The 13,409-nt window shown below is 38.3% G+C and carries 9 protein-coding genes; 6 read left to right on the top strand and 3 right to left on the bottom strand.

Annotated features, from left to right (window positions below; translation table 11 throughout):
* Positions 1-23 precede the first annotated feature (23 nt).
* Complete coding sequence (locus F4V57_RS05875) at positions 24-1,934, top strand: DUF262 domain-containing protein (protein ID WP_070068987.1); 1,911 nt, start codon at positions 24-26, stop codon at positions 1,932-1,934.
* 149 nt (positions 1,935-2,083) lie between these two features.
* Here F4V57_RS05875 and F4V57_RS05870 read toward each other — a convergent pair whose 3' ends face one another.
* A complete protein-coding gene (locus F4V57_RS05870; protein ID WP_070068986.1) occupies positions 2,084-3,370 on the bottom strand; it encodes a ribonucleotide-diphosphate reductase subunit beta in 1,287 nt (428 codons plus the stop codon).
* Between the two features lie 221 nt (positions 3,371-3,591).
* The gene (locus tag F4V57_RS05865) at positions 3,592-6,429 is read right to left on the bottom strand and encodes a ribonucleoside-diphosphate reductase subunit alpha (RefSeq protein ID WP_070068985.1); all 2,838 of its coding nucleotides are present in this window, start codon (positions 6,427-6,429) and stop codon (positions 3,592-3,594) included.
* A 532-nt stretch (positions 6,430-6,961) separates the two neighbouring features.
* On the opposite strand from F4V57_RS05865, the gene F4V57_RS05860 reads away from it, so the two are divergent.
* On the top strand, positions 6,962-7,678 hold the full coding sequence (locus F4V57_RS05860; RefSeq protein WP_070068984.1) for a response regulator: 717 nt from the start codon (positions 6,962-6,964) through the stop codon (positions 7,676-7,678).
* Between the two features lie 31 nt (positions 7,679-7,709).
* A complete protein-coding gene (locus tag F4V57_RS05855) occupies positions 7,710-9,374 on the top strand; it encodes an ATP-binding protein (RefSeq protein ID WP_070068983.1) in 1,665 nt (554 codons plus the stop codon).
* Positions 9,375-9,438: 64 nt separating this feature from the next.
* Here F4V57_RS05855 and F4V57_RS05850 read toward each other — a convergent pair whose 3' ends face one another.
* Positions 9,439-9,795 carry a hypothetical protein gene (locus F4V57_RS05850; RefSeq protein WP_070068982.1) on the bottom strand — a complete coding sequence of 119 codons (357 nt, stop codon included), beginning with the start codon at positions 9,793-9,795 and terminating at the stop codon, positions 9,439-9,441.
* Between the two features lie 475 nt (positions 9,796-10,270).
* Here F4V57_RS05850 and ndhC point away from each other — a divergent pair, with 475 nt between their 5' ends.
* From ndhC to nuoC, 3 genes are all read left to right on the top strand, one after another.
* Entirely contained in the window at positions 10,271-10,813 is a 543-nt protein-coding gene (gene ndhC / locus F4V57_RS05845; protein ID WP_070069219.1) for an NADH-quinone oxidoreductase subunit A, read from the top strand.
* Between the two features lie 6 nt (positions 10,814-10,819).
* Positions 10,820-11,497 (top strand): NuoB/complex I 20 kDa subunit family protein, encoded by a 678-nt coding sequence (locus F4V57_RS05840; protein ID WP_070069218.1) that lies wholly within the window; start codon positions 10,820-10,822, stop codon positions 11,495-11,497.
* 114 nt (positions 11,498-11,611) lie between these two features.
* The gene (gene nuoC / locus F4V57_RS05835; RefSeq protein ID WP_070069217.1) at positions 11,612-13,399 is read left to right on the top strand and encodes an NADH-quinone oxidoreductase subunit C/D; all 1,788 of its coding nucleotides are present in this window, start codon (positions 11,612-11,614) and stop codon (positions 13,397-13,399) included.
* Positions 13,400-13,409: the final 10 nt, after the last annotated feature.

The raw sequence follows: 13,409 nt of genomic DNA, 5'->3' as shown, positions 1-13,409 counted from the left end.
ATTAGCTTAAAATCGGGGTATATGTGTCTAATCTTTCAAATAAAATAGAGGCATCTCATAAAACACTATATCAAGTACTAAATGAGCAAAAATATTCTGTTGATTATTTCCAAAGAGAATATTCTTGGCAGAAAATACATATCCAACAGCTTGTAACTGACTTAACGTCAGCTTTTTTAAATGAATATACGCAAGGTGATGCACGTAAAGATGTCCAAAATTATAATAGCTATTACTTAGGTCCGTTTGTTGTTTCAGCCTCTGAAGATGGTAGTTTAAGTATTATTGATGGACAACAGCGGCTAACTTCACTAACACTTTTCTTGATTTTTTTAAATCATTTTCAAAAAGATTTAAATGAGAATTTAACAATATCTTCTATGATTTTTTCTGAAAAATTTGGTGAGAAAACCTTTAATATTCAGGTTGATGAACGTCTAGCGTGTTTTAATGCTTTATTCGAGGATGGGAAGTTTACGGGTATTGATTCAGACGAGTCTTCTTTGAATATGGCTGCGAGATATGAAGATATTACTGAAGTCTTTCCAAACGAGATTACAACCTGTTTCGCTAACTTTATTGATTGGCTTAAAGAAAAAGTAATATTAGTTCAGATCACAGCTTATTCTGATGAAAATGCTTATACAATATTCGAGACGATGAATGATCGTGGTTTAAATTTAACTCCATCTGAGATGTTGAAAGGTTTTCTACTATCGAAATTTAGTGATAAAAATAAAAGAAAAAAAGCAGATGAATATTGGAAGTCTGAAATTCAAAACCTTAAATCTTTTGATAAAAATGAAGATCAAAAATTCTTTCAATCTTGGTTTCGGGCGCAATATGCCGACACAATTAGACAAGGTTCTGCGGGATCAAAAAATGAAGACTTTGAAAAAATTGGAACACGTTTTCACAGTTGGTTAAGAGATAATCCTGAAAAAGTTGATCTTAATAGTTCAGATACAGAATCTTATGAATCATTTGTAAATGTTAGATTCAAGTTTTTTCTAAAAGCATATTTAGTTATTTTAAATGCTCAAAAGAATTTAACTGAAGGTTTGGAACATGTCTTTTATATTCATAGATGGGGGATTGCACCCACTCTAAGTATTCCATTAATGTTAGCACCTTTAAAATTGACAGATGATATGACTGTCGTAAAACAAAAAATAGATTTAGTCGCTCGATATATAGAGACTTTTTCTGTTAGGCGCTCTCTCAATTTTAAATTGTTTTCGGCTACATCAATTCGTTACACAATGTATAGCCTAGTCAAAGAAATTAGACAGCAAGATTTTCAAGAGCTTAGAAAAATTCTTTCCGAAAAATTAGCTAAGATGGATCAAAAAATTGATGGAGTTCTTGGTTTTAGATTACATGGACAAAATTATAGATTTGTAAAATTTCTATTAACTAGAATTACTGTTTTTATTGAACAAATTTCAGGTATGCAAACTAATTTTGTTCAATATTATGAACCATCAAAAGGTAAACCATTTGAGGTTGAACATATTTGGGCAAATAAATATGAGCGCCATCAAGGAACTTTTGCTGATAAGCGTTCATTTGAAGATTATAGAAATCGTATAGGTGGCTTGATACTACTTCCAAATGGAACTAATCAATCATTTAGAGATATGTTTGTTCATGAAAAAATTCCTCATTATTTAAAAGAAAACCTTTTAGCACAGTCTCTAAATGAGGATGCATATATTAATAATCCAAATTTTACTAATGCTAAAAATGAATTCAAATTGAGTTTTCAATCTTACAAGGTTGAATTATTAAAAAGTCCTGATAATAAAGAGCTATTCGTTAAAGATTATCTTGATCAAAGACAAAGATTGTATTTAGAGATTTCAGAGAAAATTTGGGGTGATTTTTGGAAGTCAGATTCTCTAAATGAATTCCATACACCTAAGGATTTGTAATTATATTGCAATCTTAATTTTTTAATTCAAAAAAATAGAGCCTAATGGCTCTATTTTTTTGAATTAATGTAGTTGATGGGATTTGTAACAATCTCGTAATATATGTCAAAAATCTCGCATTATCTGTCATTCACTGAGATTTTAATAACTTACCAACTCAGCGCCCCGCCAGTTTGATAATCAGTCACACGGGTTTCAAAGAAGTTTTTCTCTTTGCGTAAATCCATCATTTCCGACATCCACTGGAATGGATTGTTTACACCCGGATATTGCTCTGGTAAACCAAGCTGTATTAGACGGCGATTACAGATAAATTTCAGGTACTCTTCCATCATGCTGGCATTCATACCTAATACACCACGAGGCATAGTGTCACGAGCATATTCAATTTCGAGTAAAGTTCCTTCCAGAATCATCTGAACGACTTCTTCCTGGAATTCTTTGCTCCATAGATGTGGATTTTCGATTTTGATCTGATTAATCATATCAATACCAAAATTCACATGCATAGATTCATCACGCAAGATATATTGGAATTGTTCTGCAACACCATTCATTTTATTGCGGCGTCCCATACTTAAAATCTGGCTAAAACCACAATAAAAGAAAATACCTTCAAGTACGCAGTAGAAGGCGATTAGGTTGCGTAATAAATCCTGATCGGTTTCAGGTGTGCCCGTACGAAAACTTGGATCACCCAAAGATTGCGTATATTTAAGTCCCCATGCTGCTTTACGGGCAACTGATGGAACTTCGCGATACATATTGAAGATTTCACCTTCATCCATACTTAATGATTCAATGCAATATTGATAAGCATGCGTGTGAATGGCTTCTTCAAAGGCCTGACGCAAGATATATTGGCGACATTCAGGGTTGGTGATAAGACGGTAAATTGCCAATACCAGATTATTTGCAACCAGTGAATCCGCAGTTGAGAAGAAACCAAGAGAACGTTTCACAATGACACGCTCATCATCAGTCAAGCCATTTTCAGACTTCCATAAAGCAATGTCATGATTCATGTTGATTTCTTGAGGCATCCAGTGGTTAGCACAACCATCCAGATATTTCTGCCAAGCCCATTCATATTTAAATGGAACCAGTTGATTGAGGTCTGCACGGCAGTTGATCATGGCTTTGTCATCGACTTGCACACGGCCAGCGCCCATTTCCAGTTCTTCTAAACCCGGAGCGATATCCAGATTGGCTAAGGATGCAGATGCTCGAGCCAACGGATCGGTTGAATCAGTTGCAATTCCTGCTGTTGATGGTTGATTGGGTTGAGCAGAGCCCACATTCTGCGTTTGTGATTCTGCATGAGATACCACTTGTGATGCAGACGCTTTTTGCGTTTGGACGGGCTCAGACTTCTGTGGCTGTGTAGATGGTTTCTGCTTATCATCTTCAAAATCGTCCCAGCTTAAGATTGACATATCATACTCTCTCTAGGTTACTTTAATAATAATTTTTTGATCGCTGAATGCTGTCATACAGCGAATCGGAGTAGTTTCATGACAAAACATAAAAGTTTTGCAGTTTGGGAGATAAGTTTTTGTAAATAGTCATTGAGGCGAAAACTTATCAGGATAGATCAACTTGATAACAAGTATGGTCAGTAGAGATCATTAAATGCTTAATGATCTCCAAAAGAAAATTATTGGCAAGCTTCGCAATCAGGATTGTCGATTGAGCAAGCTTGTGGTACTGGCGCAGCAGTTGTAAAACCCTCTTCAGAAGTTGCTGCTTGTGGTGCAGTGTCTACTTTCGTTGGCGCGGTAGTAGTAGATGGTGTAGCAACGGTGGTTTGTTTCACTGCATTTAATGCACCAGTATTAATGGTGGATTTTTCTGCAGATGTTGCACCTAAAGCTCGAAGATAATAAGTAGTTTTTAAGCCACGTAACCATGCCATTTTGTAGGTAATATCCAGTTTTTTACCATTTGCACCAGAAATATACAGGTTTAATGATTGTGCTTGATCCAGCCATTTTTGACGGCGTGATGCTGCATCAACAATCCAGCGTGGTTCAACTTCAAATGCTGTGGCAAAAATTGTTTTGATATCCTCAGGAATACGAGCAATCTTTTGGACAGAACCTTCATAGTGTTTTAAATCATTAACCATGACCACATCCCATAGGCCGCGAGCTTTTAATGCACGAACCAGATAAGGGTTAATCACAGTGAACTCACCAGAAAGGTTGGATTTTACGTATAAGTTCTGGAAGGTTGGTTCAATTGATTGTGATACACCACAGATATTTGAAATGGTTGCTGTTGGTGCAATCGCCATTACATTAGAGTTACGCATACCGTCTTTTTTAACTTTATTACGTAGGCTATCCCAATCCAGTGTTGTACTACGGTCAACATCAAACATGCCTTCAGGACGAGTTTTTGCAACATTATCCAGTGAATCAATCGGTAAAATACCTTGATCCCATAACGAGCCTTGATAAGACTCATAAGTGCCACGTTCCACAGCAAGGTCACTTGAAGTTTGAATGGCATGATAACTAATAACTTCCATCGAACGATCGGCAAAATTGACAGCTTCTGTTGAGCCATAGCCAATGTTTAGTTCGTATAGAGCATCCTGAAAACCCATGATTCCCATACCAACAGGGCGATGTTTCATGTTGGAATTACGTGCTTGAGGAACAGCATAATAGTTAATGTCGATGACGTTATCTAGCATACGTACCGCAGTTTTGATGGTGCGTTGTAACTTTTCTTCATCCAGTTTGCCATCATTAATATGGCGAACAAGGTTGATTGAACCAAGATTACATACCGCAATTTCATCTGCACTGGTATTAAGCGTAATTTCAGTACATAGGTTAGATGAATGAACGACACCAACGTGTTGTTGTGGAGAGCGTAGGTTGCATACATCTTTGAATGTGATCCATGGATGACCAGTTTCAAATAGCATGGAAAGCATTTTTCGCCATAAATCCTGAGCACGAACTTTTTTGTGCAGAATTTCTTTTTTCTCGGCTAATGCTTCATAGTGAGCATAACGTTCAGCAAAATCCAAACCAGTGAGATCATGTAAATCTGGCGCATCTGATGGGCTGAATAATGTCCAGTCGGCATTTTCCAATACACGTTGCATAAATAAATCAGGAACCCAGTTGGCTGTATTCATGTCATGTGTACGGCGACGGTCATCACCGGTGTTTTTTCGTAGTTCAAGGAATTCTTCAATGTCCAAATGCCACGTTTCAAGGTAGGCACATACCGCACCTTTGCGTTTACCACCCTGATTGACAGCAACGGCAGTATCATTTACTACTTTTAGAAAAGGAACAACACCCTGTGATTTACCATTTGTACCTTTAATATAAGAGTTTAAGGCACGTACAGGCGTCCAGTCATTTCCAAGACCACCTGCCCATTTGGACAGTAGGGCATTATCACGAATGGCACTATAAATACCATATAGATCATCCGGTACGGTGGTTAAATAGCAACTAGACAATTGTGGACGTAATGTGCCTGAATTAAATAACGTTGGTGTTGATGCCATATAATCAAAGCTGGACAATAAGTTATAAAATTCGATGGCGCGTGTTTCACGGTCTTTTTCATTAATTGCCAGTCCCATTGCCACACGCATAAAGAATAATTGTGGCAGTTCAAAGCGAACACCATCTTTATGAATGAAATAACGGTCATACAGTGTTTGTAAACCAAGATAAGTAAATTGATTTGAACGTTCAGGCTTGATGGCTGTGGCAAGTTGTTCAAGATCAAATTTTAATAATTCTGGATCTAGTAAATCACAATCAACACCTTTTTGCAGAAATGCTGGTAATGCATCATTTTCAAGCGTGTCTTCTGCCAAATCTAAAAATGCTAAACCTTCCTGAACCAAATTGTTGCGTAATAGCCGTGCGGTTACATAAGAGTAATTAGGTTCGTGTTCGATACGAGTACGCGTTGCCATCATCATGGTTGTTGCGATGTCGGACTCATTTACACCGTTATATAAATTTTTTACGGTTTCTTCAACAATTGCATTGGTGTCAATACCTTCCAGATCTTCACCTGCTTTTTCAATGGTCTGGCGTAATGCAGTCAGATCAAGTGGTTTTAACTCTCCATTGGCATCAGTAATCTGCAATGTTGGATGATGATTTTCATTACGTTCAGAACGTTCAGCAGCACGTTTTTCACGATAAATCACATAAGCGCGCGCAACTTTTTGTTCACCAGTACGCATAAGCGCCAATTCAACCTGATCCTGAATTTCTTCAATATGAATTGTTCCACCAGAAGGTAAGCGGCGCTTGAATGTATTTAATACCATTTCGGTTAATTCTGAAATACGATCATGGATTCTACTGGAATCATGACTTTGTTGCCCTTCAACAGCCAAAAATGCTTTACCGATCGCAACCGATATTTTTTCAGCATTAAATTCCGCAACATCTCCAGTACGTTTGATGACACGTATTTCACCCGGGGTGGTGTTAAGTACACTCATGACGGCACTGCTCCATTATCATTGAGTTTTATAGTGAAACTTAAACTATAAATACTATAAATTGTGTTTGGTTTATGATTGAGGCACAAGATAAGGGATTTTTTATCATCATTCAATATTGACATTTGCCAAGTTTGTGTTTCGGCAAACCAAATGATTTAGATTCCAATACTTAGCGGTCAAAAAATTTTTTAGCTAAAAAGTGTCAAAAATTTGCAATGCGCTAGGGTAGCAAAACTAGCGAAATTTACTTATAGATAACTATGTGGATAAACTTGAAAAAATTGCATTTTGGTCAAAATACTGATGCTGAAGTTGCTATATCATGTAAAAAAATAGAGGTTTGTATGTTCATTTATATGCGAATAACTACAATAAAGAAACAAAACTAGGCAGAGTGTAGTTATTTAGTGAATAGGCACTTGTTTACAATGTAAACGAGTGTATATTGATGAGGAACATAGCTGATCTATCTACTTAATTTTTAATTAGATAGAGATAGAAAATCACAATGAATTAGAGGTTAGGACAAATGACGCAAGAAGAAAAATTGCCAAAGATTTTGATTGTTGAGGATGATGAGCGTCTAGCAACACTGACACAGGAATACCTAATCCGCAATGGTTTGGAAGTTGGGGTCGAAACAGATGGGAATCGTGCGATTCGCCGTATTATCAGTGAGCAGCCAGATCTGGTGGTTCTTGATGTGATGTTACCCGGTGCAGATGGATTAACTGTTTGTCGTGAAGTACGTTCGCAATACCAACATCCGATTTTGATGTTAACTGCACGGACTGAAGATATGGATCAGGTTTTAGGTCTGGAAATGGGTGCAGATGACTACGTTGCCAAGCCTGTACAGCCACGTGTTTTGTTGGCACGTATTCGTGCATTGTTGCGTCGTACAGATAAAACTGCTGAAGAAGAAGTATCGCAGCGCATCGAATTTGATGACTTGGTGATTGATAATGGTGGGCGCTCAGTGACCCTTGATGGTGAACTGGTTGATTTTACCAGTGCAGAATACGATTTATTGTGGTTACTTGCTTCCAATGCAGGGCGTATCCTGTCAAGAGAAGATATTTTCGAACGTTTACGTGGCATTGAATACGATGGTCAGGATCGTTCTATTGATGTTCGTATTTCACGTATCCGTCCAAAAATTGGTGATGATCCTGAGAATCCGAAGCGTATCAAAACTGTTCGCAGTAAAGGGTATTTGTTCGTAAAAGAATCTAATCATCTTTAACCATACATTATTGATTAAATAGGAAACGCATGTGTCACCTTTAAAACACAGTATTTTCTTTAGAATTTATGCTGGCTTGGTTGCATTGGTGGCGCTGGTTGCGGTATTGGCCTATTTCATTGTGCAGCTTATTAATTATCAGCGTGCCCAAGATTATCGAGAAGTTATGGCGGATGGCGTTGCTCATGTGATTTCACAAGTCGTTGCTAGACAGCCAACACAACAAAGCCAGCAAGACTGGTTAATGGATGTATCCAGAATACTCGAATTGCCTTTGGATATTGTAAAAGAAGATAAGCTTGATTTATCCCGTAGTGAAAGAAATCGATTGCAGGCAGATCATGCTATTGTTCGTTATAATGCTGAAGCTGCGGTCGGGGATGTTTATGTTCAGGTCGATGGTATGCCAAAATCATTTTTGCATATTCGAGTCGATAAACTGTCAGAAGTACAGATTAAAATGATTCCGATTCTGATTCTGGAGGATCTGGTCTACTATCCCGGCAATGAAGAACAACGCTTAAAAGAATTACAACCTTATTTTCCTTATCCGATTGCTTTTCGTAATTTATCAGATCTTAAGCTAGATATGGATCAGATTAGTCGATTACGCACAGATAAAACCCAGACTATTTTACTCTATCGTGATAGTGCAACTATGCAAGGCACAACGATTTCAGCAGTATCTGCTTATACGAATACGCCGAATAAAGTCTTGGTGCTGGGGCCTGTACCAGTTTTTAACTGGATGCCGTTCAGACTGGTTGCTGGAGTAACATTATTTAGTTTATTTATGCTGAGTTTAGGGGTGTATTTTTTACTACGCCCTTTACAACATAAAATTGGAAAGGTACGTTTGGCACTAAATCAGGTGCGTAAAGGAAATCTTGATACTCGTGTTGCTGTACAAGGTAGTGATGAAATAGCCAATCTTAGTCTAAGTTTCAATATGATGACTGAGCATATACAGCGTTTGATTGAAGCACAGCGAGAACTAACCCGTGCGGTATCACATGAATTGCGTACTCCAGTAGCTCGTATTCGTTTTGGCATGGAAATGCTGGCAGAAACAGATGACTATGATAGTCGTATCAAGCAAACCGAAATGATTGATAAGGATATTGAAGCATTAAACAGTCTGATTGATGAAATCATGACTTATGCCAAATTGGAGCAGGGCACACCATCATTACATTTTGAGCCGGTTTCAATACGAAATGTACTTGAACAGGTCATTAAAGAAACAGAAGTGATTAAAGGTGACAAAAAAATTACCAGTATGTTGCCAGCCGAAGAAACTCAGGTTATTGCAGAATATCGTTATTTGCATCGAGTGGTACAAAATTTTGTGGTAAACGCTTTGCGGCATAGTGATGGTACTGTGCATATCAGCGGTGGTATTAGAAATAATCAGGCTTATGTGTGTGTAGAGGATGATGGTGCTGGGATTCCAGAAAAAGATCGTGAAAAAGTTTTTGAGGCATTTGCCCGACTGGATGATAGTCGTACCCGAGCGTCAGGCGATAAAGGAGGGTATGGGCTAGGATTGTCGATTGTAAGTCGTATTGCTTACTGGTTTGGTGGTAAAGTTCAGGTAGACGACAGTCCAAGTTTAGGTGGTGCCAGATTTACTATGTTATGGCCAATTTCCCAAAATCAAGCGCAAAGAATTGACAAAAAGAAGCATCATGAATAAAAAGAAAGAAGGAAAATTATGAATTAATTTTCCTTCTTTTTGTATGGAGTCAAATTAACATTAATTACTCATAAAGGGTTGGATCGGGTGCGTGAAGTTCAGCACCGTATTTTATTGCATTAACCGTTGCCTCATTAAAAATGAATTCAATTTGATTGCTTTCAGCATTAATGCGGTATTGCTCAATAAGTTTTTGCTGTGGATCATCACCTGCATAATAATTGTCGGCAATATTTAAAATACCATCTAGATTGGCAGTAGATGCTGCTAGGTCTTGTCCAAAGGTCTCATAAATGGTAGCTAGAGCAAATGAATGCCTTGAATCAGTAATTACACCAGATTGAATTTTGCCTTGTAAAAAATTAATCAATGCCTGTGCAAAGAAAAAGTAATTTGGTTTATTGGTAAAATTTACAGACATTATTGTTTTCCTCATATGTATGTTTGTTTCTAGATTAAAAAATATAGATTTTATAAATAATGTGAAAGCTGCTTTTTGTAACCTATAGTGTAAATTCAGCAACAATAATTTAGAGTGGCATGTGAACTTTAAATAAATTTAAAATTTGATTATTTAATATGCAAATAAAAGGGATATAAAAAAAATATGTATTAAATTTTTACAATGAGATAAATCAGAGGTATTTTGTTTGCTAATTGTAATAAGTTATTGAAAATAAGATATAAAAAAATTTATTTGTTTGATAATGTATCTTATTTTCATTCCATAGTGATTTTGTTTGGAAATATTGCTGCGAAAGTATAAGTATGACCGCTAGAAAGCTGAATCTAAAATCAGTACAATAGTCTGGATTTTTATATGTATTTGGTGTGTTTTCTAGGCCAGATATACTCAATTCTTACATTTTGAAAGGCCTGCTAGGAGTTATCCCCGCATGAGTGCCATTACTCCATACGATTGGGCGATTATCGCCTTTGTAATTGGTGTCGCATTTCTATGCGTCTTTATGTTGACCGTTCCGCTCCTGTTAGGAGGGAAGTCATGGGGACGTGCAAAGCAAGAACAATTTGAGTCAGGTATTGTGGGTGCAGGTGGTGCACGTATTCGCCTGTCTGCAAAGTTCTATCTTGTGGCAATTTTCTTCGTGGTATTTGATATCGAAGCGCTTTATTTATATGCTTGGTCAACTTCTGTACGTGAAGCTGGCTGGTTCGGTTTTACGACTGTTGCAATTTTTATCATCGATCTATTAATTGGTCTGGTTTATGCGGTTGCAGTTGGTGCATTAAACTGGGCGCCTTATGATAAACGAAAAGCTGCTGGTATTGCAGCAAAAGTGGGTTCGCCAAATATGGATATTGCGGAAATTACCCGTTTTAATTCAATTGATGAACTTGTTATAGATCCTACAGGTAAGGTTCCGGCACAATCAGCCGGTAAGCGTCCTCAGGCTACGTCATCTAATTTTAAGGAGTAATACGGGATGAAATATACACTAACCCGTGCGAATCCTGATGCGGATCAATATCCTCTCCAAGAGCGTCAAGTCGTAAATGATCCTCTTGAAGAGGAAGTGAATAAAAGTATTTTTCTAACCAAGTTAGAAGATGTTTTGCATACCGCAGTCAACTGGGGTCGTAAAAACTCAGTCTGGCCTTTTAACTTTGGTACATCATGCTGCTACGTGGAGTATGCAACCACATTGACAGGTGTGCATGATATGTCGCGTTTTGGCGCAGAGGTTATTCGTGCATCACCACGTCAGGCAGATTTGATGATTGTTGCCGGGACGTGTTTTGTGAAAATGGCTCCAGTAATTCAGCGTTTGTATGAGCAGATGCTTGAACCAAAATGGGTAATTTCCATGGGGGCATGTGCAAACTCTGGCGGTATGTACGATATTTATTCTGTTGTTCAGGGTGTGGATAAAATTATTCCTGTTGATGTGTACATCCCAGGCTGCCCACCACGTCCAGAAGCATTGATTCAGGCGTTATTATTGCTACAGGATCAGATTCAACTGGAACGCCGTCCATTATCAGCAGTTATTGGCGATGATTTACAACCTGTATATAAGCCAAAAATGATGCCTGAACGGGATCGTAAAAATGCACAGCGTATTGCAGTGAAAAATTTACGTTCCATGGATGAAATCAAGTAATTGGACTGACAAAACTTCTCCCAACCTTTAGGAATAAAGAAGGTGATAAAGGGAGTAAAATAAATATTGTCAATTTAGCGAACCGAATTTTTTTAAAAATAGGAAGCCAAGCCAATGGCTGAAACTGAAATTGCTATGCCAGATACGGCGGAAGTTGATACGCGTCCAGCATTTGCAATCGTAGAAGAGCTCAAAACTAAATTTGGAGATAACTTCTATGTGCAAGCAACGTTCGATAGCTTTCCAACGGTCTGGGTTGAGCGCTCCCGTATTTATGAAGTCTTGATGTTTTTGCGTACAGTGTCACGTCCATACGTGATGCTGTTTGACTTGTCTGCAATGGATGAGCGTTTGCGTACCCATCGTGAAGGATTGCCGGCTTCGGACTTTACTGTGTTTTATCATTTATTATCACTTGAACGTAACTCTGATATTCGTATCAAAGTTGCTTTAAATGATGATGATCTCTCTATCCCAACAGCAACAAGTATTTGGCCAAATGCTAACTGGTACGAACGTGAAGCTTACGACATGTTTGGTATCAATTTTGAAGGGCATCCAATGTTGCGCCGTATCTTGTTGCCAACATATTGGGAAGGTCATCCACTACGTAAAGAATATTCAGCACGTGCAACTGAATATACACCGTATATGCAAAATCAGGCAAAACAGGATTTTGAGCAGGAACATCTGCGTTTTGTACCGGAAGATTGGGGCTTAAAACGTGGAAATAAAGACGAAGACTTTATGTTCCTGAACTTGGGGCCTAACCACCCGTCTGCGCATGGTGCATTCCGTGTCATTTTGCAATTGGATGGTGAGGAAGTCATGGACTGTGTCCCTGATATTGGTTATCACCATCGTGGTGTGGAAAAAATGGCTGAACGTCAGACATGGCATTCATTTATTCCGTATACCGATCGTGTTGATTATTTGGGTGGTTGCGCACAGAACATGCCATATTTGCTTGCAGTAGAGCAAATGGCCGGGATTACTGTTCCAGATCGTGCGCAATGTATTCGGGTAATGTTATGTGAATTATTCCGTATCAACAACCACTTGCTTTATATCGGTACGGCAATTCAGGATACAGGAGGGATGACACCTGTATTTTATATGTTCGCTGACCGTCAAAAAATCTATGATGCGATTGAGGCCATTACCGGTTTCCGTATGCATCCGGCATGGTTTCGTATCGGTGGTACAGCACATGACTTACCAAATAACTGGCAGCATTTGATTAAGGAAATTCTGGACTGGATGCCAAAACGTCTGGACGAATACCATAAAGCTGCATTGAAAAACTCAGTCTTTGTTGGACGTACTCGCAATGTTGCACAATACGATGCAAAATCTGCATTGGCATGGGGTGTAACGGGTACAGGTTTACGTGCGACAGGCATTGATTTTGATGTACGTAAATATCGCCCGTATAGTGGTTATGAAAATTACGATTTTGAAGTGCCAGTAGAGTATGAAGGTGATGCATACGCACGTGTTATGGTGCATTTCCATGAAATTCGTGAATCTCTAAAAATTGTCAAACAGTGTCTGGATAATATGCCTTCTGGTCCTTATAAAGCGGATCATCCATTGGCAGTTCCACCACCGAAAGATAAAACCTTACAAGATATCGAAACGCTAATTACACACTTCCTGAGCGTATCATGGGGTCCGGTAATGCCAGCGGGTGAATCATCATTTATGGCAGAAGTGGTTAAAGGTGCAAGTACTTATTATGTAACTTCGGATAAGGCAACGATGAGTTATCGTACCCGTATCCGTACACCAACATTTACCCACTTACAGCAAATTCCTTCAGTGATTAATGGCAGTCTGGTTTCTGACTTGATCATTTATTTGGCGACCATTGATGTGGTTATGGCAGACGTGGATCGCTAGGGGTAACACA

The sequence above is a fragment of the Acinetobacter qingfengensis genome, from assembly GCF_008693185.1.
GTDB classification, from domain to species: domain Bacteria; phylum Pseudomonadota; class Gammaproteobacteria; order Pseudomonadales; family Moraxellaceae; genus Acinetobacter; species Acinetobacter qingfengensis.
This window is presented reverse-complemented; position numbering and strand designations above follow the sequence as displayed.

Bases quoted from the DNA above. Each gene is read 5' to 3' on its own strand.
- nuoC (WP_070069217.1), top strand. From the start codon at position 11,612: ATGGCTGAAACTGAAATTGCTATGCCAGATACGGCGGAAGTTGATACG.
- F4V57_RS05850 (WP_070068982.1), bottom strand. From the start codon at position 9,795: ATGTCTGTAAATTTTACCAATAAACCAAATTACTTTTTCTTTGCACAG.
- F4V57_RS05840 (WP_070069218.1), top strand. From the start codon at position 10,820: ATGAAATATACACTAACCCGTGCGAATCCTGATGCGGATCAATATCCT.
- F4V57_RS05870 (WP_070068986.1), bottom strand. From the start codon at position 3,370: ATGTCAATCTTAAGCTGGGACGATTTTGAAGATGATAAGCAGAAACCA.
- ndhC (WP_070069219.1), top strand. From the start codon at position 10,271: ATGAGTGCCATTACTCCATACGATTGGGCGATTATCGCCTTTGTAATT.
- F4V57_RS05865 (WP_070068985.1), bottom strand. From the start codon at position 6,429: ATGAGTGTACTTAACACCACCCCGGGTGAAATACGTGTCATCAAACGT.
- F4V57_RS05860 (WP_070068984.1), top strand. From the start codon at position 6,962: ATGACGCAAGAAGAAAAATTGCCAAAGATTTTGATTGTTGAGGATGAT.